Here is a 24,723-nt window from a genome sequence, read left to right on the forward strand (position 1 = left end):
CTTATCTTCCTTCCTTTCCTAGCTGCAATTGAGCTTTGCTCACAGCCAGTTTCATGGCTTCTCCAGGCGCCTTCAGCAGGTTGCCGTGTCCAACAGCAAGCACCGCTGCAGACGTTCCTGCAAGCTTAATTGCACTGGCCACAGCCTGCTCCTTATTCCAGGTAGCCAATGCCGGAAATGGAAACCATGGCACAACCGTCCCGGCCACCGCAGTTCTCTTAAATGTCTGAAAAGCATCCCCTGCTATCAGAGCTCCGCTCCGTTGATCCAGAAAAGACATCGAGCCTGGGGTATGGCCGGGAGTACTAATTGCGCTTAAAGAGCCGACAGTATCTCCGTCACGGAGCAGAATGTCCGGTTTGGTGGAAATTTTGGTAGGTACGCTCCCTTTAATCGGAGTCTGCGGTTCACCTTGTCTAAGCGAACGGTCTCCGCGCAGCAAAGCTGCATCACGCTCAGAGATATATACAACAGCTTCAGGAAGCCGTTTCTTCAGTTCATCCAGTGCTCCAACATGATCTCCATGAGCATGGGTCAGCACGATTCGGGTAATAGGCAGGTTCAATTTAGCCGCTGTACGGAGGATCCCTTGGACACTAAAAGACATTGCCGCATCAATCAATGTTAATTCCTGATCTTCTACAACAAGATAGCAATTGACCGGAAACCATCCGGGCATCCACGTAAGCTGCAGCAATTTTCCTTCTTGAGTAATTCTCATAAATACACCCCTTAAAAACTAATGGTATTAGTTATAATATAAACTAATGGCATTAGTTTTGCAAGAGGCCCATTCCAAAGCAGTACATCCGTCTATTCCAGGTGCTTATCCGCATTTTGATTGGAGCGTTTAATCATGAACCATTGCATCCAGGTAATCCCGAAGAAAAAGATCACGGAGCCAACCAATGTGCTCATTACACTCGCAACTACATCAACTTCCTCCTTACCCAGCAGGTCATAGCTGATCATCAATATTGCCCATATCAGAGCACCTGCAGCTCCACTGATCAGATTGGTTTTCTTGAGCCGCTTTACTTCCCCGGCCTTGCTCGGCAGGAGGAATAGCCCACCACGCATGCTCCGGAGCGTAACATAGAAACAAGCTGCCATCAGGATGAGGAAGCTGTCCAGCCAATACTTCAGATCCAAGTGCAGAACAAATACTTTAACAAAAACACTGGCCGTAATGCCCACAAACACAATCGTAAAGCCGTGCGACATCAACTTATGTACTTCACCTTGAATCCGCTCATCCTTGATCCCCTTACCTTTCATAACTACTCCTCCCAAAATATATCGTTCAAAGTTGTTTCCAGTTCCTTGCAGATGGCAATACATAACCGGATCGTCGGGTTGTAATTCCCCGCTTCAATCAGTCCTATCGTCTGTCTCGTCACGCCCACCGCTTCCGCCAGCTGTTCCTGGGACAGGTCCTTCTGAATCCGCGCCAGTTTCAGCTTGATGTTCTTCTCACTCACCAGAGCCCTCCCGGAGAATAAATTCACTTACCGCTCCATTGTAATCTATAACCGTCATTATGTACATTATATATTGCATTTTTATTTAATCCCATAGAAAAAAAGCATCCCGCAGGATGCTTCAATAAGAGTTAGCCCAGTTTTTGTTCCTAACAGCGGCTTAGGTGGTTATTCCACAACTCCACTCTCCGGATAGCTGTCTACAACTGTAAGCAGCTGAGCGGCTTCCTTGCGTGGACGGCTGGCGGGAATGATCTCCGGATAACCGGCATGGATCATCGCAATCACCTTCTCTCCCGGCTTCACGCCAATCTTGCTGCGGAATTCTGGAGTGTAAATATAAGGATCCGTCTTCCAAATCGTACCTACTCCCCGTTCCCATGCCGCCAGCTGGAAGTTCTGCACAAGTGCGGATGCAGCGGCAAAATCCTCATCCCACTCTCTTTGACGCGGGTCCTCAGGGATTACGACGATTACGGTTAAAGGAACCGATGAAAGATATTCTTTGCGTTTGATGGCAAATTCCGGATCAGCTGCCCCGCGCTTTAAGAATGTATAAGCAGCATCCCCGAGGAATTCCGCCCCTTCCCCCTGAAAAGCAATAAATCTCCACGGCTGCCGCAGTCCGTGATTTGGCGCCCATACCGCGATATCCAGCAGTTCCTTTAGCAGGCCTTCAGGCAGGGGTTCAGGCTTAAACTGTTTAATGGAGCGGCGCTCCTTGATCACTTCGGCAATGCTGCCGTAAGCTGCAGACTGGTTCTGATTCATAAGGATTCCCTCCAGCAGTAAGTTATGATAACCATTCTCAGTGATTGTACATGATTCCAATCGCTTTTTCAAACTGGGGAATGTCCTGATCATACTCGCCAAGCCTATCCTGTATCTTGGAGGTGAATGCGCTTGTTAGAGCCAAAAAAGCACCGCCCGAACGGGCAGTGCCTGTAGAACTCTTCGATCAGCCGAAACGGCCCATGATATATTCCTGGGTCATTTGATTCTCCGGATTGCTGAAGACTTTCTCTGTCTTGTCGTATTCCACAAGTGAACCGAGGTAAAAGTATGCGGTAAAATCCGAAATCCGCGCCGCTTGCTGCATATTATGCGTAACAATAACGATGCGAAGCTCTTCCTTGAGTTCCTTGATCAGCTCTTCCACTTTACCGGTCGATACAGGGTCGAGTGCCGATGCCGGTTCATCCAGCAGCAGGATCTGCGGATTAACCGACAATGCACGGGCGATACATAACCGCTGCTGCTGTCCGCCGGACAACGCCAACGCTGAATCCTTCAGGCGGTCCTTAACCTCGTCCCATAATGCAGCACGCCGCAGACTGCTTTCCACAATTTCGTCCAGTGCCTGCTTACCTTTAATGCCGTGGTATTTTGGACCAAAAGCAATATTGTCATAAATCGACTTATAGAACGGATTCGGTTTCTGCCAGACCATGCCGATCTTTTGCCGCAGCTTGATCACATCCGTACCGTGAGCGTTGATGTCCACGCCGTCAATCCAGATGCTCCCTTTCGTTGTCGAACCGGAGATGTCATCATTCATACGGTTAAGTGAACGAAGGAAAGTTGATTTACCACAGCCCGACGGGCCAATAAGTGCAGTAACAGTATTCTGGCCAAATGGAAGACTGATTCCCTTTACTGCTTCATATGTGCCGTAAAATATGCTCAGGTCCTCTGTTTGAAATGATTCACGCACCACTGGTTCCGCTATTCCCATCTCTTACTCCTCCTAAAATGTTTCTATAATCAAAGTTTTAGTTCATTCTTTTGGAAGCAGTCAGCTTGCGGTAAATATATCTGCCGAAATATCTTGCGGCCAGATTGAAGATCAATACTGTAATAACGAGCACGGCCGAAGCTCCGGCTGCGATTTGTACGGCATCAGGCGCCAGCCCTTCGCTGTTGACTTTCCAGATGTGAACGGCCAGGGTTTCAGCCGGACGGAAAGGATTAAGCGGTGAAGTTTGACTAAGCGGATTCCAGTTGGTGAAATCCAGACGCGGGCTGCTCATGCCCGCCGTGAACATCAGAGCAGCCGCTTCACCGAAGACACGGCCAGCGGAGAGGATCGTACCGGTGATAATCGTCGGCAGCGCCACGGGTAACAGTACAGAGGTAACAATCTTCCACTTGGATAATCCAAGGGCAAATCCTGCCTCTTTCTGCTGCTTGGGCACTGTACGGAACGCCTGCTCCGTAATACGCACCATCAGCGGCAGATTAAATACGGTAAGTGCGAGAGCACCGGATATTAAGGAGAACCCCAGATTGAAGGTGTTTACGATCAATAACAGACCGAACAAACCTACGACAATGGAAGGGAAGGAAGACAGGACTTCTACGATCAGGCGGATAAAGTTCGTAAGTTTACCTGGACGTGCATACTCTGCCATAAAGATCCCCGCTCCAAGACCCAGCGGTACAGTTATGATCAGCGTCAGCACCAGCAGGAACAGTGAGTTGAACAACTGTGGACCCACACCTCCGCCTGCGCGGATTTTTTGCGGTGCGGAAGTCAGGAAATCCCAACTGATATGGTTTAAGCCACGGATCAGAATATATCCAAGCAATCCAACCAGAATGGCTACAATAAGTAATGCGAAAAAGACGATAACGGTAGTGGCAACCTTGTCTGCTGTTCTCGGCTTCAAATTTTATTTCTCCTTTCAAGCATTCTTACGATGAGGACAAAAGCAAAAGTCATCAGCATAAGAACCAGCGCCATACTCCACAGCGCATTATTGTGCGTTGAACCCATCGTTGTGTTCCCCATGCCAAGCGTAATTACGCTGGTCAAGGTTGAAGCCGATTCGAAAAGCGACCGCGGCACGAAAGGTGCATTACCGATTACCATCTGTACAGCAAGGGCTTCACCGAAAGCACGGGCCATCCCCAGCACTACCCCCGTCATAATTGCAGGGAATGTAGTCGGAAGAATCACCCGGGAGATCGTCTGCCACCGTGTAGCACCGAGCGCAAAGGAGGATTCTTTTAAGTTTTGCGGCAAAGAAGCCAGCGCGTCTGCAGCCACGCTTGTAATCGTCGGCAAAATCATTACCGATAGGACAAGCGCGCCTGCAGCAACCCCGATGCCCTGACCTGGCAAGGTATTACGCAGAAACGGCACAATGACGCTTAAACCCACAAAGCCGTAAACGACTGATGGGATACCTGACAGCAGTTCGATAACCGGCTGCAGCAGCCTTTTACCCCAGCCTGGCACAATCTCGGTCATGAACAGAGCAGCGCAGATACTGAGCGGACTTGCGATAAGCGCTGCAAGCAGCGTAACCAGAAATGAGCCGGTAATAAAAGGCAATGCTCCGTAGGAGGGAGTGTCTCCTTCCGGGGACCATTTTTTGCCGAACAAGAAATCAGAAAGCTTAATTTCACCGCTGGTAAAGTTAGCAATCCCTTTGGACGCCACAAAATACACCATCGATACAATGATTACTATCAATAGGAGTACACAGAAGGACATATAAGAACGCCCGATAAAATCTTCGATATGATGTTTTTCAATTTTGGATTTCTTAGGTTTTACACTCAAGCTGCTCCCTCTTTCTAAAGTGAAAAGAGAGGCAGAAGGATTCCGCCTCTAATCACATGAAGTTCTAATGAATGAAGTCTGTAAAGCTTGTCAGCCAGGAATTACTTGGTTGATACTTTGCCTTCTACATCACGGGAAACCTGCATTTTCGAAGCAGGGATATATCCAAGCTCTACTACATCGCCATTCTGCACTTCATCTGTCATGATGTAGTCAAGGAATGCTTTGACATGTTCAGCAGGCTCACCATTTGTGTACATGTGCTCGTAAGCCCATACCGGATATTTACCGGAGATAACATTGTCTACAGAAGGCTCAACACCTTCATAGTTCAGCGTTTTTACAGTTTCATCAAGGTAAGACAATGCCAGATATCCGATAGCCCCTGGAGTTTCGCCGATCATTTTCTTAACAGTACCGGAAGAGTCTTCTTGAATCGATCCTTCTTGGTCTTCTGTTTTAGTTCCAAGTGCGAAGCTTTCAAAGGTTGCGCGTGTACCCGAGCTTGCTGGACGGTTGATGATTTGAATCGCTTGATCCGCTCCGCCAACTTCACTCCAGTTCTTAATTTTACCCGTGAAGATGTCAACCAGCTGCTGTTTCGTCAGGCTGTCTACACCAGCTTTTGGGTTGCTTACTGCTGCAATCGCTACAACCGCAACTTGATGGTCAACGAGTGATTTTGCTTTTTCTGCATCTGCATCCTTCAGCTTCTCTTCTGCGAACACATCGGAGTTACCGATATCTACTTGCTTCTCAGCAACCTGAGTCAAGCCCGTGCCGCTTCCTCCGCCTTGTACTTGAATATCAACGCCTGCGTTTGCATCCATAAAGCCTTCAGCTGCCATTTCAACAAGTGGCTGAAGCGCTGTGGAGCCCGAAGCCAGAATCGATCCGCTTAATTTTGCGCCGCTGCTTTCTGTAGGTGTATTTGTCGCAGCTGCATTAGTTCCCCCATTATTAGTTGCCGCATTATTTCCTCCGTTACCGCATGCCGAAAGTGCTACTACACTGGTTAAAGCCAAAGCCATGATCCACGATTTTCTGAATTGCATTGTTGTTTGTTCCTCCTAAAGGTTTTGTGTGTGTCTGACCCATTGAATCTGCTTCTTACAAAACTCACTTTGGAAGCATTCCTCTGTGTGTATCTCTTATGACTCTTCCTATTCTAGAGCTCGTTCGTTAGAGAAAAAGCTTATGTTTGTAAAACGAAAGATAAAAATTCTAATAGAAAATGTATAACAGTATAGATATAATCTATATTAAGAAGATATTTTATTAACTTATTGCCATCCAGACCGGAGGAAATCCATGAATATTGTGAAGCTGCAAATTGTAGTCCTGATTGAAAAATATAAAAAAGTAACGGATGTCGCTGCCGAAATGGGCCTAAAACAGCCTACCGTTTCCTTTCATATGAAAAGCCTTGAGAATGAGCTCGGAGCTTCCCTCTTTCAATACCGCAGCGGGCGTGTGCTGTTAACCGATGCCGGACGGGCGCTTTTTCAATATGCAGTTCGTATTGTTTCCCTCGCTGCAGAAGCGGAGCGGAGCGTCAAACAGTTCTCCTCCCTCACATCGGGTAGCCTTACGCTTGAGGCCGGGTACATGCCTGGTACTTACTTTGTTCCTAATATAATGTCGCAATTTATCAATCTTCATCCGGGGATAGATGTGTCGCTTACGATACAATCGGATCACCTTGTGCGCGAACGGCTGAGGGGGCGGGAGATCCAACTGGGGATACTGCAAGATAGTGATGGCGGAGATGACTCCTTTCATACCCAGGTAGTTGCCCGGGATGAGGTTGTTCTTATATTTGCGCCCGGTCATTCGTTTGCTCAAATTAAAGTGCTGTCCCCGGAGCTGGTGGCGCAGGAGCCATGGATTCAGCATGATCCCGCTTCCAGCCTGAGAGGAACAGCCGACCAATGGGCACAGCTGAACAATGTCCGTGTATGGAATAATACTGTTGTTAATTCGCCGGAGGCCTTTAAAAGGATGATTAGTGAAGGCGGAAATGTGGGACTATTCTCCAAAGCAGGGGTTGCAGACGAGGCGGCCTTGGGCCGTTTAAGTTATGCTCCGCTCCCGGGGATTTCGCCTGGGCTTGCTACTTATGTACTGGCTTGGCGAAAGGATTATACCTTAACTCCCTTGCAGCAGGCGTTTGTGGAAATGGCTGCTGCTGAGAGCGTGTTGGTATGATAACAGTTAATTGTATTTATTTAATGTCATTAACTATATGTATTAATTAATGATGTGAATTAAATAAACCGCTGCTCCACTCAGGCTGATTGATACAGCTCAAAGCAGACCACCGGTTCTATGTTGAAATACATTTTTTATTTATTCATGCCGTTAACTATCTTTCGATTCTCCGCAGAAACGGCCACCGTCCTAAAAAGGACACCAAAGCTATTCATCGTAAAGTCAACGTTTCTCTGCTACCAGTGTAAACGTCTTGGGAATTCCTTTGTCGTAAACCTCAGACGACAGGTTGGGCTCCTCCACCAGTTCTCGGATGACTAGACCACTAGCGGCGGCTGCCGTAACGATCTCCCCCAAAGTCCAGCGCCGCCAATAAACAACACTATGTTTCTCACCCGTCTGACTGCCTGAAGCAGGCAAATACTTCGAGTAAGACACCTTTTTCTCTTCCAGCGCTGTATCGAAATAATCGCCGCTTACCTTGTGCTTCCGTACTTTAGCAGTAGATCCTTTGGAAGAAATCAGCTTGGTCGTTACCGGATGAAAGTCGCGCAGCACGAAGGTTCCCCCCTGAGCCAGCAGACGGCAGACAGTATCCATAAACGGGGTCAGGTCAGTGAAATAATGGACAATCCCCATTTCAGCGAAAACGATATCATACGTGCTGTCCAGCACCTCGTCCGGCAGCTTCAGCACATCCGAGACGATATAGGACAGCCCGACTCCGGCTTCCTGCGCCAATTCCGCTGCGTACCGGGCGTTGGCTTCCGAGAAATCGGCAACAGTCATTTCAGCTCCCAGCAGCCCAAGGGCTACCGCCTTCATGCCGTTCGAGCCCATCAGATTCATCATCTTCTTCCCGCGGACCTCTCCGAAATAAGCGTTTAACGGGAACAGCCGGGATGCTGGATCTTTGGACAACTTTGCTGCTGCCTCTGACGGAGTGCCGAATCTGCTCGTCCATGCGGCATAGGTATCCTCATTCCAGAGTTCTTCACTGGAAGGCGCAGCTCCCGGATTGTCTTGCGGTTCTTGTTCTAAGTCTTGATCATTCATACTGTGAAATACCCCTTTATGTTGATAAGTTGTCTGTTAGAATGTGTGCTTTAGGAGATGCTGGGCAGAGCCTCACTTCTCTTTGCAGCTTTCCTGCGTCCTGCATACAAATAGACTGCAAGCCCTCCCATTACCAATACACCGCCGGCCCATTGGAGGATTGTCAACTGTTCGCCAAGCAGCAGGAAGGCCAGAATACTTGCACCAACCGGCTCTCCCAGAATATTCATCGAAACGGTAGTCGCCGAAGCGTACTGCAGCAGCCAGTTAAACAAAATGTGACCAAATACGGTCGGGACAATTGCCAGCAATACGAAGATTCCCCACTCCCTTGGCGGATAATCAAAGAACGGAATGCCCGCCAGCAGATTATATACCGCAAAAACAATAGCCGCTGCGATAAATACAATCAGGCTATACAAATACGATGGCATGCGGGCAACCAGCTTCTGTCCGATCAGCAAATGAGCGGCAACTGCTGCTGTTCCGCCAATGGACAGCAAATCACCTTTTAAATTGTCGGAGGACAGGCCGATATCTCCCCAGCCAATAAATACAACACCAAAGATCGCAATGGCAAGCCCCGCTATGGCGGACATGCTGCTTTTTTCTTTATACAGCAAATAGGCTCCCAGCATAATAAACACCGGCTCCAGTGCCATAATCATCGTCGAGCTGGCTACAGAGGTGAATTTCAGTGAACCCATCCACAGTAAAAAATGCAGGGCCAGCATCGCCCCGGACACAAGCAGCAGCAGCCAGTCTTTGCGGCGCAGGGCAAAAGCGGCTCCGCTGTAAGGCCGGGCAAAGGGCAGCATCAATAGCGAGGTGAACAGCAGCCGGTACATCCCCTGAACCGATACCGGAGCGGATGACCATTTTATAAAAATAGAAGAAAAAGAAATAGCCACAATTCCAATCAGCATCAATAGCGGAATGGGAACAGGCGGTTTTTTTGAAGTCACAGCAGGCATCCTTTCGGCTCAGATAAAAGTCACTTATGTAAATTTACCGCAGAATCCGGAAAAATGCAGCTTTTTTCATGAAAATTCGCAACAAAGGCTGCAGCTTCCTGAAAAACATCAAAGGCATGGCCTCCCGGCCTGCGGCGGAAACCCATGCCTTCGTATGTTGATCCGGTAACCGATGAACTCCCGTAACATTAAGGCTTAAGCACAACCTTGATACAATCCTCTTCCTTGTCTCCGAACACCTGGTAGCCATGCTCCGCTCTGCTGATCGGCTAGCAACATACTATGTTATAACCCCATAGTCCCGGTGTTTATCCGTTATTCCCCGAAGTCTCTCTCCTAGATGCCTAAGTATTCTAAGAAATCGAATATTCCTTGTAGTACCAGCCAGCCTGCAAGCACAGCAGCTGCTAATACAACAGTAAGTAACACAGTCCATACCCTAATATTGCGTTTCAGTCTGCTTGAGCGTCCCATTCCCACTTCATCATCTGACTTCCAGTACCAATCACCGTCAAGATTCATCAGTTCATCACCCTTCCGCTAATTCAGTGGGCGGATGCAGCAGCGGAGAGTACATCATCAGGGCATGATTTTCGGCTACCGCTTCATCCCCTGCAAGCTCGCCGCTCCGCGTAAATACTCTGCGGCGGATGCTGTTGCTGCGGACATAACCGCCCCATGGTTCCAGACGGATAACATGATCAGCCTCGTATACCTCATAACGATAAAGCTGCTTGTCATCGCATCGCCATTCGCCGTACAGATGAGTATCATCCAGGTGCAGCTTCAACTGATATGTCCGGTCTGTATTGTTCTGAAGCTGCAGATCCAAATAATTATATGCACAAGTAGCCCCGCTGCCGAAAGGTTGTGTCCGCTGTTCGTCGGGAAATACATCATAGCTGTGGCGGTGCCGCTCGGTCACGCTCAGCGGGGTGTGCAGCGTCATCCAGTAGATCAGATTGGACAACTGGCATAATCCGCCTCCTGTGCCGGAACGAAAACCACCGTAATATAGAACCATTCCGTCCAAGTAACCTTTGCGCCGGGTTGGCTTGCCGATCGTTTGCCAATACGAGAAGGTCTCTCCCGGCGAGATCACCAGACCATCCAGCCTGGCGACGGCCAGACGCAGATTTGCAATCTTATTGTACTGTAGCTGCATGTCCACATTTCGCAGTCTGCGCAGGAGCGGGGTTGAATGCCCGGCTGCCTTATAGGGCAGTGCCTCAGACCGATGTTTTGTTGCCTTGTTCCCGTGCTGAATAAACCATGTCCAGTATCTTTTCCAGGTGAAATATCGCTTGCCGGCGAACAATCTCAAGCTGGAACGGCGCACTGGCTTCATCGCAGATTTCCCTGCATTCATTGGAATTCTACCTCACGCTCCGGCCGAAGCACAGCGAATCTCCCGCCCAGCACTGAATTATGATGCCTGACAATCTCTTCACCGCTAAAATCGGCGTTGCCGAAAGTGCTATGCGCATCCTGGACCAGTACGCTGGAATACCCCATGCTGTAGGCCCGTCTAGTGGTTGTATCGACACAGAATTCGCTTTGCATCCCGCATATGACAAGATCGGTCACACCCAAACGCTGCAGCTCCTCATGCAGCCGGGTACGGTGAAAAGCATCCCAAGTCGGCTTCTCGACGATGGAGTCTTCCTCCTTCGGCATAATTCGGCTGCTGATCTGCCAGGTGGGCAAGCCCTTCGTATATTCCTCATCCTCGGTATGCTGGATATAAACAACCGGAGCCCCTGCGGAGCGGGCTTTATTCAATAGCGATATAATCCGGTCCATCACGCCTCCTTCATCATGCAGCTTCACATCATAAGAGAACATGGCTTCTTGGACATCGATAATTAATAAGGCTGTTGTCATGTATGATCCCTCGCTATTCCCTGATTTTTCAATAATTATACCAGAAGAATACGTGAAGAATACCCTTGGTATTTTACAAATTCATCTGCAAACATTATAAAATTGTCATCCCTTTAGATAATTTCTTGTACAACAAAAAACCGGGCCTCTGCATGGCAGAAGTCCGGTTCGAATCTTGATTATTTCCCTCGTTTATTATGCCAGATGAGTGCATGAAGCTGAGGGAGCACCCGTGCCCGGTTCATCTCCGGATCGAAGATCACCTGATTAAACAGCCATTCCAGTCTACCCAGCAGACGTACGGAAATGTCACCTTCCTCCGTGACATCCTCATTGCCCGGCTGCAGGAACAGTGGCACCTCAGGGTATCGTTTATGCACTGCTTTGGCATATTCATAATCGCCTTCGTTAAAGACAACAACCTTCAGGCTATGGGCAGCTTTGCCTTTATCATGCAGCTTCCCCATAATGCCATCAAGGGTCTCCCAATCCGTCGTCATACCTGAGCTTGGCGGCTTGGGGCTGATTGTCAGCACATCCACATCGTTGAACCATTCCTGCCAGCGGCTGCCCTGCGTTTCGATTGCCGCTTGAATGCCCCGCTCGTGCAACCCCATGATGAAGGTACCCATCGCCTCGCCAATTAGTGCAGGGTTGCCACCGGAGATGGTTACACAGTCAAAATTATTTCCGGCTAGTGAGAGCAGCTCGGCCATAATCTCCTCTGGTGTAAGCATCCGCACCTTATCCTTGGCCGAACCATCCCATGTGAATGCGGAATCGCACCAGCTGCAGCGATAGTCACAGCCATAAGTACGGACGAACATGGTTTTCACTCCGATAACTGCGCCTTCCCCCTGAATGGTTGGGCCGAACATTTCTATGACCGGAATCTTACTCACAGTCACAACCCCCATGCATACGGTAGGAGGGTCCATCCTCCGGAATATCCTCAGCCAGCACCTCCGCCCAGGAAGTGGGCGTCTCCCACAGCTTAACGGAATATAGCGGCAACGCCACTTGCTTCAGCTTGTAGGCTATATAACACGCCATGTTCTCCACCGTCGTGCGGAAGGAGAGCAGCGCTACCTTCGATCCCGTATTTGTCAATGTATCCAGCACAGGCTCGTTGCCCATCGCCAGAAAAGCGTGATCCAGCCGGTCGACCAGACTCTGCTGTACCGTGCTTTTAATATCGCTGAAATCAATCACGAAGCCTTCGTCCGAATGCCCCTCCTCCAGGGAAGGTTTGCCCTTCAGGACCACTTCAAGCTTGTAGGTGTGGCCGTGGAGATTACTGCATTTTCCCTTATGTCCAATCAGCTGATGTGCAGCGTCAAAAGTGAATATTTTACAAACCGATACTTCGCCTAGCATTATAAGCCGACCTTCTTTCTCTCAGCCACATATTGCTCAAGGCCACGCTTGCGAAGCAAACATGCTGGGCAGGTGCCGCAGCCGCTGCCAATGATACCGTTGTAGCAAGTCAGAGTGTGCTGACGGATGTAATCAAACTGGCCCAGCTCGTCGGCCATCTTCCAGGTTTCTTTTTTATCCAGCCACATTAGTGGTGTATGAATGACAAACTCATAATCCATGGACAGATTGAGGGTTACATTCAATGATTTCACAAACACATCGCGGCAGTCTGGATACCCGCTGAAATCGGTCTGGCATACGCCGGTGACGATATTGGCATATCCTAGCTGCTTCGCCAGAATTGCCGCAAAGGACAGGAACAGCAGGTTCCGGCCATCTACAAAGGTGCTGGGCAATTCATCCCCTTCACCGGATACAATTTCTATATCATCACGGGTCAAAGCATTGGGTGCCAGCTGATTCAGCAATCCCAAATCAAGAATATGCTGCTTCACATTGAACTTGGCGGCAATTTCCTTGGCAACCTCAATTTCAGCGGCATGGCGCTGGTTATAGTTAAAAGTAACGACCTGAACTTCCTCGAAGTGCTGAATAGCCCACACGAGGCAGGTTGTACTGTCTTGTCCGCCGCTGAATACGACGAGCGCTTTTTTATTCATTTCACACTCTCTCCTCTCCACGATCTGGGATCATCGGTTATCCACTTTTTCTGGATATAGGTCATGATTAATCAGCCGGTGTTCGGCCATCGCCTCATACTTGGTTCCCGGACGCCCCCAGTTGCAGTAAGGATCAATGGATATTCCGCCGCGCGGGGTGAATTTGCCCCATACTTCGATGTAACGCGGCTCCATGAGCGAGATCAAGTCATTCATAATAATGTTGACACAGTCTTCATGAAAGTCACCGTGATTGCGGAAGCTGAACAGATAGAGCTTCAGGGACTTGGACTCGACCATCTTTTGCTCCGGAACGTACGAAATGTACATCACGCCGAAATCCGGCTGTCCGGTTACGGGGCACAGGCTGGTGAACTCGGGGCAATTAAACTTCACAAAATAATCGCGGCCGGGATGTTTGTTGTCAAACACCTCGAGAATTTCCGGATCATAGCCGAATTTGTACTGCGTCCCTTGATTGCCCAGCAGGGTGACCTCTTGCATTTCCTCTTTCAATCTGCCTTCTGACATGACAAAAAACCCCTCTCTTTTCCCGCGGCTTACTGCCGGAACTGGAAAGAAGAACGAGATTTCGAAAACATGGCCCTACTAAGAAATTACGCAGCATAGCAGGAAATAAGTATAGGCATCTCCCTATACTCCCTTAAGCCCCCTTCAACCGGAGACTTTACCTATGCATCAAGATGTCTTAGTTTTTTATAGAGGGAGTTTGCGAACCTCTCCTGCGATGTACACGCAGACTTCTTCTTAAGCTTATTATTAACGTCTTGAACTATAACATGATTGGCAGAAGATTGACAACCATAAAGAATTTTCCTGCTAACAGACTTATTGCCATCACTACTCTTTGCCGGTTCTCCAGATCCATAGTGCCAGAACGGTCATCCACAGCGGGAGCAGCAGACTCTCGAAAAGTAGCGGGCCGTCGCCGTTTAGAATACGATTTAAATTTTCCACGATTTCAATGCTTGGCAAAGCGGCGAAGAACGGATAAGTCCAGTCCGGCAGTGCCTGATATACGGAAGCAAGCAGGAAAAAGACAACCATGACCGCAGAGCTGACAGCAGAACCATTCTTAGAAGAGTCGAGCTTCAATCCGATGATCATTCCAACCTCCACAAAAAGGATCCCTCCAGCCAGCATATACGGAAAGACCGACAGCAATTCTGAGGCAAACCCCTGATTGAGCAGAAATACTACCGTTTGTGACAAGACAGAAAACAGCAGAACTGTTAAACCTTTGGCCACAAGAATCTGCCCTCTGCCAAGCGGTGATATAAGCAGCGCATCAAAGGTTTTACTTTCCCGTTCTTCAATGAGACCCGGACCGGTCATCATAATCCCTACCATAACCTGGGCGAACAAAATCCACGTTGACAGCAGCATAAAGTTAATCCCGTTTTTGTCCATGACCGAGATGATGATTTTGGACATAAAAATCGGCAGCATCACGAGAATAATTATAGAAGGATTGCGGAGCAAATCCTTGCATTCATGACGGATCAGCTTCGTCACTTGACTCAACTCAGCTCACTTCCCGTCAGGGCGGCGAATACGTCTGCCAAAGAAGCTTCTTTGCTATGCAGGCTGATAAGCTTCCCGCTCGCCATAAGCTGATAAATGTGGTCTTTCGTCATCTCGTCCGCCAATGGCCAGGATGTGCTCATCACTTTATCCTCTTGCCAGTATTCGGTTTCAATCTCTGCCTTTCCATAAGCCTTTTTCAAGCTCTGCGGGTTATCCAGTGCGACCAATCGTCCAGCATGCATAATGCCTACACGGTCGCTTAACTCCTCCGCCTCATGCATATCATGGGTGGTGATGACAATCGTAGTTCCTTCAGCCTTAATCCTCATTATGTATTTCCTGATAAGCGCCGCCGAGTTGGGATCCAATCCGCTTGTCGGTTCATCCATAAACAGTACTTTGGGCCTGTGCAGCAGGCTTCTGGCGATTAACACACGCTGCTTCCAGCCTTTGGACAAGCTGCCAACCTTGGAATTCTGTCGTTCCTCCAGTTGCAGGCTGCCAATCACTTCATCCACCCGCCCCTTGGCCACACCGTACAAATCGGCAAAAAGTTCAAGGTTATCGCGGATCGAACTGCGTACATATAGATTTGGCAGCTCAAAGACAACCCCGATCTGAGCGTGAACCTTCTTTTTATGTTGTGAAATATTCATGCCATTAATCACTATTTGTCCTTCACTGGGCTGAAGCAGGCCGGTCATCATGCGAATAGTTGTTGTTTTCCCCGCCCCGTTGGGGCCTAGAAAGCCAAATACTTCCCCTTCCCCCACTGAAAAAGACAGCCGGTCTACCGCCCGCTTCTCCTGAAACGATTTCGATACCTCCGTAAGCTGAATCAATGGCCTACCCGCCTTTGCCTAAAGTTTGCTTTCCTTCAAGCTTATTCGTAGAAATTGAGAATATCCCAAGGAACTGTTTCAGAAATATGGATTCAATTTCAACGAAAGGGGTAACTTAGAATTTATAATCTCTTAAATAAGGATGGGATCAACTTATGGATCAAACGGTACAGAAGCTTATAGATTGGCTCGATGCTCACGCAACCACAACCATTGTAATCAAAAAGCAGGAGCTTGAAGATCTCGATACAGTCCACTTTCAATTGGAAACCGTAGAGTACCGCACCGCTGAGGATACGATCGATGATTATCTGGATGATGCGCTTATCTTAAGAGGTTCAGGCAATACCCTGAATGCGGATGGTGAACTTGTGCCGCTTCCACAGCATAGTTATGAAATTGCCGTCAGCGGACTACGTTTGGATAATCTTGGTGAAGATAACGCGGAACTCCAGACAGATAGAGCCAAGTATGCTCTCTCCATAAGCTAATCGGAATACTAAGAGCCCACTACACATGTCTCTATGCAAAGAAAGGCCGCGGTAATTACTCCCGCGGCCAACGATATGAAGTTATTCTTCTCCGATAATTTCCACTTCAGTCTCCAGCTCGACTCCGAATTTATCCTTCACTGCAGCCCGCACATGCTGAATAAGTCCGATATAATCACTCGCAGTGGCATTATCTGCGTTGACAATAAATCCGGCATGTTTACGCGAGACTTCCGCACCGCCAATCCGGGTCCCTTGAAGCCCGCTTTCCTGGATCAGCTGTCCGGCATAACGGCCCGGCGGCCGCTTAAAGACACTGCCGCATGACGGGTATTCCAACGGTTGCTTGGATTCACGCAGATAGGTCAATTCATCCATGGAAGCTTTAATTAAAGCAGGATTTCCCGGATTTAGCGCGAATCTGGCTTCCAGCACGATATATTCACCGCTAGCAAAAACACTTTGTCTATATCCCCATTGAAACTCATCCCCTTGCAGGGTGACCAGCTGCCCCGCCTTATTGATCGCAAGTGCACTTTGCAGCACATCCTTAACTTCGCCTCCATAAGCGCCAGCATTCATGTAGAGAGCACCGCCAACTGTTCCGGGGATACCGCAGGCAAACTCAAGACCTGCCAGTTCCTGCTCCAGGGCATACCTGGATACATCAATGATCTTAGCACCGCACTGGGCGTACAGAAGATCTCCTTGAATCCCCATACTGTTAAGGCCTGAGGTCTGCAGGACGATCCCGCGGATCCCACCGTCACGGATAATTACATTTGAACCATTTCCCAGTACTGTGAGAGGAATATCATTTTTCCGGGCATATGTAACAATATTTTGAATTTCCTCATAAGTGACAGGTTCAGCCAGTATATCTGCACGGCCGCCCATTTGGGTGAATACATAATCCTTAAGCACTTCATGGCTTTTTACCGTACCGGCTGGAGCCAGTTGCTGCAGATCCTCTTGAATTTTGCTGATATTCATCCTTCATGCTCCTTTTACGCTGTGAAAATAATAAATCTTACCTTCTATAATGTTTATGTTGATCCAGCTTTACTTTGAACTATGGCAACCACAACTTTAACAACGAACAGGCTCCCTTGTCAATGACGGGAGCCTGCTGCGGTATGTCTGCTATTTTTAGTATGAAACAATTTTTACAGTTATATCCTAAACCTGCGACGATGCAGCTTGAATGCGGTATTCGGCTCTACGTGTGGCCCGTTCCTCTTCTTTCAGACGGGGGCAGGTATAGCAGACACTTCCGCCTTCAGTCCGATAATACAGACAGCAGCGGTTACGCATGTGTACCCTCTGCTCTGGATCAGCAAGCGATTCGATCTTACGTACCTCTACATCAAATGGATTTCTGGGAAGCTGGAACACTTCCGCAGCCAGGCCTTTCCTCAGATAACTGTAGTCGTCCTGCACGTGAATAAGAAATTCCTTATTGCTGTCGCCTGCTGCAAGCATTTCAATGTAGTAGTTGAACTTAGACGGGAGCTGTCCCCAGATCTCCCCCAGTCTCAATCCGCTGGCGGCAGACATTGTACGCAGCAGCGGGCTTGCTGTGTTCCTGTAGAACTCAGTGAACACTTTATTACGCCAAGTAACCCGACCCTGTTCGTCAGCAGGCGCTGGCTCCATCACCCAGGAATTCAAAGAGAAGGCAACGCGGCAATACCCGCTCGCCGGAATGAGATGAATGCGCAAATTAGATAAGTTGATCACCGGCACATTGGAATATAACGAGACCGAATATTGTACTGCTAGCGCCAAGCTGGAGAACCAGCCGCCGAAGTATGCAGCCACAGCCTTATCGTCCAGTGCCTTCATCAGCGGTCCGTAGCAGTCCACAAATGCTCTTATACCCTCTACATTAATCAGATCCTGCGCTGTAAATGAATACCTCGCCTCCTCTGGGGGAGATGGATAAAGATCAAATTTGCTGCCTATGTCTTTTATCTGTGCCTCATTCATTCCGTTTCCTCCTTAATTCCCCTAGCTAATCCTTCACTTGTCAATTACATGCCGACAGCTTTATAAGCAGCAAGCTCGTAAGGAAGGCATAAAGGTACACCTGTACGCGGATCGGGAACGATATCACATTCGATTCCGAATACTTTGCGAAGAACATCTGGTGTCATAACCTCCATCGGGTTCCCTTCGCTGATGACGGTGCCTGACTTGATCGCTACCATATGCTGCGCGTAGCGGGAGGCATGGTTCAAATCATGCACCACCATAATGATCGTGCGGCCCTCTTCCTGGTTCAGCTTCTGCAGCAGCTGCAGTACTTCCAGCTGGTGAGCCATGTCAAGGAACGTGGTCGGCTCGTCAAGGAACAGGATATCTGTCTGTTGTGCTAGAGCCATGGCAATCCAGGCACGCTGGCGCTGTCCACCGGAGAGGCGGTCGATTGGACGATCATGGAACTCTTCCATCCCGGTAACGGAAATCGCATTGGCGATAATCGCACGGTCTTCAGGAGTCATGGTGCCGAAGCCCTTCTGATGCGGGTAACGCCCGTATCCAACCAGTTCGGATACAGTCAGTCCGTCCGGTGCCGTCGGGTTTTGCGGCAGGATGGCCAGTTGACGAGCCACTTCTTTAGTAGATAGGGTATGAATTGATTTGCCGTCGAGCATGACATTGCCGCTCTTAGGTTTCATAATCCGCGCCATCGTCTTGAGAATCGTGGATTTCCCGGAGCCGTTCGCTCCTACCAGCGCTGTGATCTTCCCTGTTGGGAGAGACAGGTTCAACCCTTTAACAATCGTAGCCTCCGCATAACCAATACTCAGCTGTTCTGTATTCAAACGTTCCGACATGATCTTCACTCCTTAAAAGTTTTATGGAGCATGCGCTCCTTTAAGATTAACGACGCAATAAAACTGACTTCGTAAGCATTCGCTTAGTTTTATGGAGCATTTTGCTCCTTTAGTTAATCAGGCCTTTGATTTGGCCAGTAAATATAGGAAATAGGGAGCGCCGATCAGCGCAACTACAATACCTGTCGGTATTTCAGCCGGCTGCAGAATCCAGCGGCCGATAGTATCCGCAGTAAGCAGCAGCAGCGCGCCGATTAAGGCACAGGCAGGCAGCAGCACCTGATGCTTCGGTCCAACGAGCCTGCGGGCGAGATGGGGCGCAATCAGCCCCACAAAGCCTATGCCGCCGCTTACGGCGACACAGGAGCCGGACAGCGCGACTGCGGCGGCCAGCAGCAGAATGCGTTCCTTCTCCACCGGCATGCCCAGCCCGGCCGAGGTTTGGTCCCCGAGGTTAAGTACATTCAGCACCCGGGCTTTGTAGAACGCAAATGGCAGCAAAATAGCTATCCAAGGTGTCAGCGCAAGCACAAATCTCCAGTCGCCGCCCCAGATTTTACCTGCCATCCAGATCGCCACAAACTGATAATTCTGCGGATCCAGCCTTAACGACAGGATCAATTGGAAAGCATAGATGCCTGCACCTACAGCGATCCCGATAAGTATCATTCTTGTCGGCGACAGGCCATCCTCACGCCGGAAAGACAGGAAATAAATAAGTGCAGCTGTAAGACTTGCTCCGGCCAGCGCCAGCAGCGGAAGAACAAAGATTGGAGCTGCCGAGGTTGCCGGAACAAATGAGATAAAGATAATCACCGCAAACCCGGCACCGGCATTAATCCCCAGTGTAGAAGGCTCTGCCAGCGCATTGCGCGATAAGCTTTGCAGAATGCAGCCGGAAACCGCAAACCCTGCGCCGACAAGCAGCGAGATCACTATGCGCGGTAGCCGGAAATCAAAGAGAATCAGCTTTTGCTGCTGCGTTCCCTCTCCAAGGACTGTGTGTAGGACATCCAGCGGTGATAATCGCATTAACCCGGTGTTCATACTGACAATAAAGATGACCACGATAAGAACCGCAAGTGAAGTCAATATAGCTGCTTCCCGGGTACGGCGTTGTTTCCCGGTGGGTGAGCGCAGAGCTTTGCTCATGACAGCTCCCCCTTCCGTTTACTCGCCAAGTAAATAAAGAACGGCACGCCGATCACTGCGATTAAAGCGCCTAGCGGTGTTTCATAAGGCGCGTTAATCATTCTGGCCGCAATATCAGCAAATACAATTAGTAGACTGCCGAGTACTGCAGAGCAGGGAATAATCCAGCGGTAATCGACACCAACCAGATAACGGGTAATATGGGGGATAATCAGCCCCACAAAAGCAATCGGTCCAACCGTTGAAACCGCGGAGCCGGCGAGAATCACTACAATAATAATCCCGGCTGTTTGCACTAGCCTGGTCCGCTGTCCAAGCCCCGCCGCTACATCGCGTCCGAGACTAAGGAGTGTAATGGATCGGGAGATCAGCAGAGATCCTATCAGAGCTGCCGCAATCCAGGGAAACAAAATACGAAGCTGTGTCCAATTCGTCCCGCCGATCCCGCCTGCCATCCAGAAGGCAATATCCTGGGACAGATGAAACAGAATCGCGATTCCCTGGCTTACCGCCAGCAGCATAGCACTTACAGCGGCGCCGGCAAGGGTCAGACGCAGCGGGGTTAAGCCGCTATGGGAGAGCGAGCCAATCCCGAACACAAGAATGGCCGCCGCTGCAGCGCCGATGAAGCAGTACAGCATGATGTAGAGAAAAGAAGCAGATGGCGCAAAAGCAAAAGCTAACGCCAATCCTGCGCCGGCACCGGCATTCAGACCCAGCAAGCCGGAATCTGCCAGCGGATTGCGGGTCATGCCCTGCATAATTGCTCCTGCGACGGCGAAACAAGCACCAACCAGCGCTCCCGCCAAAGCACGGGGAATCCGCAGTTCCCGAATAATCTGATGCTGCTGCAGATCCGGATTAAACCGGAAGACCGCCTCCCATACCGTCACCAGTCTAATATCCGCGGCACCCACCGAAACGGAAAGTGCCAGACCAAAGACGACAGCGGCAAGGCCGAAAATCAAAATAACTACCGCAGCAACCGGCCTTGTCTTCAGCGGTTGATCTCCTGACGGATTTGTATTGTTAGCTATAGAACGTGTGGATGACACCATAAGTCTTCCCCTTAATAGGATGAGTTCAATGTTTTAATGAGAACAACTATCATTCTCATTATCGCAAATATCTGAATTATGTACAAGCTTTCACAGCTCGCACTTTCACTGTGAATGATTAAGTCAATGTCCTAAAAAAAGGTGCAGGTCATTGTATCTCAAGATACAAGAACCTGCACATCCCTCCACAGCTGAAGAGTTCTCTCTACACACAGTTAAGGCTGATTATTTCACGAGAAAACTCAAGACATCATCAATGGTTTTAGAGTTGGCAATGGCTCCGCTGTACAGCCAGCTGCTTGCCTCGCTAAGTTCATGAACATTTCCAGCCTTAACCGCAGGGATACCCTTCCAGATTGCTCCGTTAAGAATGTCAGAGGCTTCGGTCTTGTCACTGTTCACCAGGAAGATATGATCTGCGGTCAGTTCAGCCAATTTCTCCAGTGTGATCGGATTCCAGGTCGCTCTGGATGCCGCAGGGATTTCTGTAACCAGGTTGGGTTGCTTCAACCCCAGATCTCCGTACAATACAGCACCACTGCTGCGTGTTTCATCTACTATAAAGAAGTTCTTCGACACCAGCCACAGAATGGCGACCGAATCATCACCAATGGAGCTGCTGATTTTGGCTTTTGCATCTGCTGCTTTTTGATCGTAGTCTGCAATGGCTTGTTCAGCTTCAGTGCTCTTGTTCAGGAGTTCACCGATTTTGAGCAGCGATTTGCGCCAGTCTTTGCTAATCTTGTCACCAAGGACATAAGTAGGTGCGATTTTGTTCAACTGGTCGTACAGACCGTTCTGCACACTAGACTCAGACTGCACAATGTGGAAATCCGGTGCAAAGCTGGTCACAGCCTCCAGCGGAAGATCATAGCTGATGGTTGGCACATCTTTAAGATCAGCAATCAGATATTCCTGGGTTCCGTTTGTCACGGACCACTGCGCTACCGGGGTAACGCCCAGTGTTACCAGGTAGTCTTCCATATAAGAAGCAAGTACGCGCTGCGGATTAGCCGGTACCGTGACTTCATGTCCCATGGCGTCTGTCACCGTTTTCTCTGTAGCCGGTGCAGTTGTTTTCGTTGGCGCTGCCGTTGCTTCAGCAGTAGCCGTAGGTGCAGCGGTAGCTTCCGCTCCAGAATTTGCAGCATTCTCATTATTGCCATTGCCGCAAGCGGACAAGAACAAAGTCATAGCCATACATCCGATCAATGCCAGCTTCATGCTGCCTGATCTCTTATTGTTCGAAAACATTAAATACCCCTCCTGTATTTACAAGCATTAATGGTCAAAGGTGTCCGAGGCCTTCGCCTTACTTTTTAAATGATATTGATTCTCATTATCTCTGTCAACAAAATTATTCGTTCTATAAAAAAAGGTTGCCTCCGCAAGCTACGGAAACAACCTCTGCTAACCATATTTATCTGCCTATTTGTGCAAATGATAGGGCACTGTTGCTACAACTATATCTTTTTGATTCATTAGATAAGAACGAATGAACAGGCTGGTCTGATTATGCAGGATCGCCTGCCACCAATGTTTGGTAATGAACTGTGGAATTAATACGGTAATATGGTCTGTAGTAGCGGTCTTCCACTCTACGGTATCGATAAATTTCACCAGTGGGCGGATAATGCTGCGGTAACGGGAACGAAGCACGATCAGGCGTACACCCGGGTTCCATTCCTCCCATTTTTGCTCCATCTTGTGAATCTCCTCTTCATCAAAACCAACGTAGACTGCCACCACATTATCTGTTAACGACTTCGCATAACTGATCGAATGCAGCACAGCGCGTGTCACACCCGCAACCGGAACAACAACGGTACTTCCTTTAATCAACGGTTTATCCGTAGCAGGACATATACGAAGCTGATCAGCTATATTCATATAATGACGGTGAATGCGGTGGAATACGAACATGACAACCGGCAGGAAGATGAAGGCCATCCACACGCTGGAAAACTTGGTAATGATAAAGATAAGCGTAATCGTCAGGGTAGTCAGCATACCGATTGTATTGACTACAAATTTATTCTGCCAGCCTTTCGGCTTTGTTTTGAACCAGTGCACCATCATGCCAAGCTGCGACAGCGTAAAAGGGATAAATACTCCGACTGCATACAGCGGAATCAGCCCTTCTGTATTTCCGTGGAAAGCAGCTACAAGCACAGCCGACAATACTCCGAGAAAGATAATACCATTAGAGAAGCCCAGGCGGTCTCCCCGGACCATGAAGGCATGAGGCAAATATTTATCTTTGGCGAACATGAACGCAAGCAGCGGAAACGCCGAGTAAGCTGTATTCGCCGCCAGGAACAAGATGACGGCTGTTATCCCTTGGATGAAAAAGTACAAACCGCCCCGGCCAAACGTAGATTCGGCAATTTGCGACACGACGGTGGATTTCTCATTAGGAGTAATCCCATACCAGTATGCCAGCAGCGTAATGCCGGTGAACATCAATCCGAGGATGCCTCCCATCAGCATCAAGGTTTTGGCGGCGTTTTTTTCCGCTGGAGCTTTGAAGTTCGGAATGGCATTCGATACCGCTTCTACCCCGGTCAGTGCCGAACAACCGGAACTGAAGGCTTTGAGTAATAGGAACAGGCTGACATTGGAAACGGCGGAACCGATTTCCGGGATTTCGGCATGAGCGCCGCCTGTAATATATTTGTACACCCCGGCAATGATGAGTACAAAGATAGAAACCACGAACAGATACACCGGGATGGCAATAAATGAAGCGGACTCCGTCACCCCGCGGAGATTGATAATCGTCAAGATCAGAATGACGGAGACTGCAATAAGTACAGTATGATTATGAAGACTCGGAAAGGCCGATGTGATCGCATCCGTTCCCGCTGAAGCACTAACTGCAACCGTAAGAATGTAATCTACCAATAAAGAGCCGCCAGCCAAGAGGCCGGTAGGAACGCCCAGATTGCTTTTTGCCACGATATACGCTCCGCCGCCTTGCGGATAGGCAAAGATGGTCTGGCGATAGGAAAAAATAAGGATGGCCAGCAGGCCCAATACGGCTAATGCAATCGGCAATGAATACCAGATGGCGGTGAAGCCCGCGGCCACCAGTACAATCAGAATTTGCTCCGTTCCGTAGGCCACAGACGAGAGTGCATCGGAAGACAGAACAGCCAGTGCTTTCACCTTGGATAACTTTTCATGATCGAGTTCGTTCGACTTCATCGGACGCCCGATCAATAGTCGTTTTACCTTGCTTACCATTGTAGTAACAGTTCCTCTCTTTGTTGAGTTGAAACGGTAATACCGCGCGCCGTTTTCATTGGCAGGTTTCATAAATGCAGGCACAAAAATAAGCATACGGAAATGATCCGCATGCTTACGCATGCTCATTATCCCACCCTTGCTTACGAGGTTAGCTGGCGGATTCGGGCTGTGGTAGCCCTACGGTTCCGGTCATACTGACCTGCCTCCGATTCACCCCATTGACGTTGCCGTCAAGTTTGGTTCCCCCGTTTTTCCTTGCGGAAAATTCAGCGCATATTCAACTTCTCACAAGGACTAATAATAGTCTACAATAGCTTTTCAGTAAAGCGG

28 protein-coding genes and 2 riboswitches are annotated in these 24,723 nt (G+C 49.0%); of the genes, 2 read left to right on the forward strand and 26 right to left on the reverse strand.

What is annotated here, in order from left to right; all coding sequences use genetic code 11:
* Nucleotide 1 precedes the first annotated feature (1 nt).
* From H70357_RS18740 to H70357_RS18775, 8 genes are all read right to left on the reverse strand, one after another.
* Entirely contained in the window at nucleotides 2–721 is a 720-nt protein-coding gene (locus H70357_RS18740; RefSeq protein WP_038592642.1) for an MBL fold metallo-hydrolase, read from the reverse strand.
* Between the two features lie 92 nt (nucleotides 722–813).
* The gene (locus H70357_RS18745) at nucleotides 814–1,278 is read right to left on the reverse strand and encodes a DUF6773 family protein (RefSeq protein ID WP_038592644.1); all 465 of its coding nucleotides are present in this window, start codon (nucleotides 1,276–1,278) and stop codon (nucleotides 814–816) included.
* 2 nt (nucleotides 1,279–1,280) lie between these two features.
* A complete protein-coding gene (locus H70357_RS18750) occupies nucleotides 1,281–1,481 on the reverse strand; it encodes a helix-turn-helix transcriptional regulator (protein WP_038592646.1) in 201 nt (66 codons plus the stop codon).
* Between the two features lie 168 nt (nucleotides 1,482–1,649).
* On the reverse strand, nucleotides 1,650–2,252 hold the full coding sequence (locus H70357_RS18755; RefSeq protein WP_038592648.1) for a nitroreductase family protein: 603 nt from the start codon (nucleotides 2,250–2,252) through the stop codon (nucleotides 1,650–1,652).
* Between the two features lie 187 nt (nucleotides 2,253–2,439).
* Nucleotides 2,440–3,216 carry a phosphate ABC transporter ATP-binding protein PstB gene (pstB, locus tag H70357_RS18760; protein ID WP_038592650.1) on the reverse strand — a complete coding sequence of 259 codons (777 nt, stop codon included), beginning with the start codon at nucleotides 3,214–3,216 and terminating at the stop codon, nucleotides 2,440–2,442.
* Nucleotides 3,217–3,253: 37 nt separating this feature from the next.
* Entirely contained in the window at nucleotides 3,254–4,150 is an 897-nt protein-coding gene (pstA, locus tag H70357_RS18765) for a phosphate ABC transporter permease PstA (protein ID WP_038592653.1), read from the reverse strand.
* The gene (gene pstC / locus H70357_RS18770) at nucleotides 4,147–5,049 is read right to left on the reverse strand and encodes a phosphate ABC transporter permease subunit PstC (RefSeq protein WP_038592656.1); all 903 of its coding nucleotides are present in this window, start codon (nucleotides 5,047–5,049) and stop codon (nucleotides 4,147–4,149) included. The genes pstA and pstC overlap by 4 nt, the downstream gene beginning before the upstream one ends.
* A 101-nt stretch (nucleotides 5,050–5,150) precedes the next feature.
* Nucleotides 5,151–6,104, reverse strand: coding sequence for a phosphate ABC transporter substrate-binding protein PstS family protein (locus H70357_RS18775; protein WP_038592658.1), 954 nt, complete (start codon nucleotides 6,102–6,104; stop codon nucleotides 5,151–5,153).
* Nucleotides 6,105–6,360: 256 nt separating this feature from the next.
* On the opposite strand from H70357_RS18775, the gene H70357_RS18780 reads away from it, so the two are divergent.
* The gene (locus tag H70357_RS18780; protein WP_052092118.1) at nucleotides 6,361–7,257 is read left to right on the forward strand and encodes a LysR family transcriptional regulator; all 897 of its coding nucleotides are present in this window, start codon (nucleotides 6,361–6,363) and stop codon (nucleotides 7,255–7,257) included.
* A gap of 225 nt (nucleotides 7,258–7,482) precedes the next feature.
* Here the strand turns inward: H70357_RS18780 and H70357_RS18785 are convergent, their stop codons facing one another.
* The 11 genes from H70357_RS18785 to H70357_RS18835 all read right to left on the reverse strand — a co-directional run bounded on the left by H70357_RS18785 (nucleotide 7,483) and on the right by H70357_RS18835 (nucleotide 15,603).
* The gene (locus tag H70357_RS18785; protein ID WP_038592660.1) at nucleotides 7,483–8,316 is read right to left on the reverse strand and encodes a class I SAM-dependent methyltransferase; all 834 of its coding nucleotides are present in this window, start codon (nucleotides 8,314–8,316) and stop codon (nucleotides 7,483–7,485) included.
* 50 nt (nucleotides 8,317–8,366) lie between these two features.
* Nucleotides 8,367–9,281, reverse strand: a complete 915-nt coding sequence (locus tag H70357_RS18790; protein WP_197073599.1) for a DMT family transporter — start codon at nucleotides 9,279–9,281, stop codon at nucleotides 8,367–8,369.
* A gap of 345 nt (nucleotides 9,282–9,626) precedes the next feature.
* Nucleotides 9,627–9,812, reverse strand: a complete 186-nt coding sequence (locus H70357_RS18795) for a hypothetical protein (protein ID WP_038592661.1) — start codon at nucleotides 9,810–9,812, stop codon at nucleotides 9,627–9,629.
* Nucleotides 9,813–9,819: 7 nt separating this feature from the next.
* Nucleotides 9,820–10,659: a VanW family protein gene (locus H70357_RS18800; protein ID WP_038592662.1), complete on the reverse strand. Its 840-nt coding sequence runs from the start codon at nucleotides 10,657–10,659 to the stop codon at nucleotides 9,820–9,822.
* Nucleotides 10,656–11,174: a cysteine hydrolase family protein gene (locus tag H70357_RS18805; RefSeq protein WP_038592665.1), complete on the reverse strand. Its 519-nt coding sequence runs from the start codon at nucleotides 11,172–11,174 to the stop codon at nucleotides 10,656–10,658. The genes H70357_RS18800 and H70357_RS18805 overlap by 4 nt, the downstream gene beginning before the upstream one ends.
* Before the next feature lie 179 nt (nucleotides 11,175–11,353).
* Nucleotides 11,354–12,076 carry a 7-carboxy-7-deazaguanine synthase QueE gene (gene queE / locus H70357_RS18810; RefSeq protein WP_231578281.1) on the reverse strand — a complete coding sequence of 241 codons (723 nt, stop codon included), beginning with the start codon at nucleotides 12,074–12,076 and terminating at the stop codon, nucleotides 11,354–11,356.
* The gene (locus H70357_RS18815) at nucleotides 12,069–12,551 is read right to left on the reverse strand and encodes a 6-pyruvoyl trahydropterin synthase family protein (protein ID WP_038592670.1); all 483 of its coding nucleotides are present in this window, start codon (nucleotides 12,549–12,551) and stop codon (nucleotides 12,069–12,071) included. The genes queE and H70357_RS18815 overlap by 8 nt, the downstream gene beginning before the upstream one ends.
* Complete coding sequence (gene queC / locus H70357_RS18820) at nucleotides 12,551–13,213, reverse strand: 7-cyano-7-deazaguanine synthase QueC (RefSeq protein WP_038592673.1); 663 nt, start codon at nucleotides 13,211–13,213, stop codon at nucleotides 12,551–12,553. Before queC ends, H70357_RS18815 begins: the two co-directional genes overlap by 1 nt.
* A 30-nt stretch (nucleotides 13,214–13,243) precedes the next feature.
* A complete protein-coding gene (gene queF / locus H70357_RS18825; protein ID WP_038592676.1) occupies nucleotides 13,244–13,744 on the reverse strand; it encodes a preQ(1) synthase in 501 nt (166 codons plus the stop codon).
* A 172-nt stretch (nucleotides 13,745–13,916) separates the two neighbouring features.
* Nucleotides 13,917–13,960, reverse strand: a riboswitch (PreQ1 riboswitch).
* 114 nt (nucleotides 13,961–14,074) lie between these two features.
* On the reverse strand, nucleotides 14,075–14,749 hold the full coding sequence (locus H70357_RS18830) for an ABC transporter permease (protein WP_231578490.1): 675 nt from the start codon (nucleotides 14,747–14,749) through the stop codon (nucleotides 14,075–14,077).
* A gap of 5 nt (nucleotides 14,750–14,754) precedes the next feature.
* The gene (locus H70357_RS18835) at nucleotides 14,755–15,603 is read right to left on the reverse strand and encodes an ABC transporter ATP-binding protein (protein ID WP_038592679.1); all 849 of its coding nucleotides are present in this window, start codon (nucleotides 15,601–15,603) and stop codon (nucleotides 14,755–14,757) included.
* A gap of 155 nt (nucleotides 15,604–15,758) precedes the next feature.
* Here H70357_RS18835 and H70357_RS18840 point away from each other — a divergent pair, with 155 nt between their 5' ends.
* A complete protein-coding gene (locus H70357_RS18840; RefSeq protein WP_038592682.1) occupies nucleotides 15,759–16,094 on the forward strand; it encodes a protein YmzB in 336 nt (111 codons plus the stop codon).
* 81 nt (nucleotides 16,095–16,175) lie between these two features.
* On the opposite strand, the gene murB is transcribed toward H70357_RS18840, so the two are convergent.
* From murB to H70357_RS18875, 7 genes are all read right to left on the reverse strand, one after another.
* Nucleotides 16,176–17,087, reverse strand: coding sequence for a UDP-N-acetylmuramate dehydrogenase (murB, locus tag H70357_RS18845; protein WP_038592684.1), 912 nt, complete (start codon nucleotides 17,085–17,087; stop codon nucleotides 16,176–16,178).
* Between the two features lie 186 nt (nucleotides 17,088–17,273).
* Nucleotides 17,274–18,083 (reverse strand): (2Fe-2S)-binding protein, encoded by an 810-nt coding sequence (locus tag H70357_RS18850; protein ID WP_038592686.1) that lies wholly within the window; start codon nucleotides 18,081–18,083, stop codon nucleotides 17,274–17,276.
* 44 nt (nucleotides 18,084–18,127) lie between these two features.
* Nucleotides 18,128–18,934 (reverse strand): ABC transporter ATP-binding protein, encoded by an 807-nt coding sequence (locus H70357_RS18855; RefSeq protein ID WP_038592689.1) that lies wholly within the window; start codon nucleotides 18,932–18,934, stop codon nucleotides 18,128–18,130.
* Between the two features lie 117 nt (nucleotides 18,935–19,051).
* Nucleotides 19,052–20,086 carry a FecCD family ABC transporter permease gene (locus tag H70357_RS18860; RefSeq protein WP_038592692.1) on the reverse strand — a complete coding sequence of 345 codons (1,035 nt, stop codon included), beginning with the start codon at nucleotides 20,084–20,086 and terminating at the stop codon, nucleotides 19,052–19,054.
* On the reverse strand, nucleotides 20,083–21,144 hold the full coding sequence (locus H70357_RS18865) for a FecCD family ABC transporter permease (RefSeq protein ID WP_052092121.1): 1,062 nt from the start codon (nucleotides 21,142–21,144) through the stop codon (nucleotides 20,083–20,085). Before H70357_RS18865 ends, H70357_RS18860 begins: the two co-directional genes overlap by 4 nt.
* 225 nt (nucleotides 21,145–21,369) lie before the next feature.
* Nucleotides 21,370–22,398, reverse strand: coding sequence for an iron-hydroxamate ABC transporter substrate-binding protein (locus tag H70357_RS18870; protein ID WP_052092122.1), 1,029 nt, complete (start codon nucleotides 22,396–22,398; stop codon nucleotides 21,370–21,372).
* Between the two features lie 174 nt (nucleotides 22,399–22,572).
* Entirely contained in the window at nucleotides 22,573–24,390 is a 1,818-nt protein-coding gene (locus H70357_RS18875; RefSeq protein ID WP_038599932.1) for an APC family permease, read from the reverse strand.
* Between the two features lie 125 nt (nucleotides 24,391–24,515).
* Nucleotides 24,516–24,675: riboswitch (cyclic di-AMP (ydaO/yuaA leader) on the reverse strand.
* Nucleotides 24,676–24,723: the final 48 nt, after the last annotated feature.

Source organism: Paenibacillus sp. FSL H7-0357 (assembly GCF_000758525.1).
Lineage (GTDB): Bacteria > Bacillota > Bacilli > Paenibacillales > Paenibacillaceae > Paenibacillus_AQ.

Coding starts and splice junctions, on each gene's coding strand:
- H70357_RS18870 (WP_052092122.1), bottom strand. CDS start 22,398: ATGTTTTCGAACAATAAGAGATCAGGCAGCATGAAGCTGGCATTGATC.
- H70357_RS18815 (WP_038592670.1), bottom strand. CDS start 12,551: ATGCTAGGCGAAGTATCGGTTTGTAAAATATTCACTTTTGACGCTGCA.
- H70357_RS18840 (WP_038592682.1), top strand. CDS start 15,759: ATGGATCAAACGGTACAGAAGCTTATAGATTGGCTCGATGCTCACGCA.
- H70357_RS18780 (WP_052092118.1), top strand. CDS start 6,361: ATGAATATTGTGAAGCTGCAAATTGTAGTCCTGATTGAAAAATATAAA.
- H70357_RS18875 (WP_038599932.1), bottom strand. CDS start 24,390: ATGGTAAGCAAGGTAAAACGACTATTGATCGGGCGTCCGATGAAGTCG.
- H70357_RS18755 (WP_038592648.1), bottom strand. CDS start 2,252: ATGAATCAGAACCAGTCTGCAGCTTACGGCAGCATTGCCGAAGTGATC.
- queC (WP_038592673.1), bottom strand. CDS start 13,213: ATGAATAAAAAAGCGCTCGTCGTATTCAGCGGCGGACAAGACAGTACA.
- H70357_RS18740 (WP_038592642.1), bottom strand. CDS start 721: ATGAGAATTACTCAAGAAGGAAAATTGCTGCAGCTTACGTGGATGCCC.
- H70357_RS18775 (WP_038592658.1), bottom strand. CDS start 6,104: ATGCAATTCAGAAAATCGTGGATCATGGCTTTGGCTTTAACCAGTGTA.
- H70357_RS18865 (WP_052092121.1), bottom strand. CDS start 21,144: ATGGTGTCATCCACACGTTCTATAGCTAACAATACAAATCCGTCAGGA.
- H70357_RS18795 (WP_038592661.1), bottom strand. CDS start 9,812: ATGAATCTTGACGGTGATTGGTACTGGAAGTCAGATGATGAAGTGGGA.
- queF (WP_038592676.1), bottom strand. CDS start 13,744: ATGTCAGAAGGCAGATTGAAAGAGGAAATGCAAGAGGTCACCCTGCTG.
- H70357_RS18805 (WP_038592665.1), bottom strand. CDS start 11,174: ATGACAACAGCCTTATTAATTATCGATGTCCAAGAAGCCATGTTCTCT.
- H70357_RS18785 (WP_038592660.1), bottom strand. CDS start 8,316: ATGAATGATCAAGACTTAGAACAAGAACCGCAAGACAATCCGGGAGCT.
- H70357_RS18850 (WP_038592686.1), bottom strand. CDS start 18,083: ATGAATGAGGCACAGATAAAAGACATAGGCAGCAAATTTGATCTTTAT.
- H70357_RS18800 (WP_038592662.1), bottom strand. CDS start 10,659: ATGAATGCAGGGAAATCTGCGATGAAGCCAGTGCGCCGTTCCAGCTTG.
- pstB (WP_038592650.1), bottom strand. CDS start 3,216: ATGGGAATAGCGGAACCAGTGGTGCGTGAATCATTTCAAACAGAGGAC.
- H70357_RS18855 (WP_038592689.1), bottom strand. CDS start 18,934: ATGTCGGAACGTTTGAATACAGAACAGCTGAGTATTGGTTATGCGGAG.
- H70357_RS18745 (WP_038592644.1), bottom strand. CDS start 1,278: ATGAAAGGTAAGGGGATCAAGGATGAGCGGATTCAAGGTGAAGTACAT.
- murB (WP_038592684.1), bottom strand. CDS start 17,087: ATGAATATCAGCAAAATTCAAGAGGATCTGCAGCAACTGGCTCCAGCC.
- H70357_RS18860 (WP_038592692.1), bottom strand. CDS start 20,086: ATGAGCAAAGCTCTGCGCTCACCCACCGGGAAACAACGCCGTACCCGG.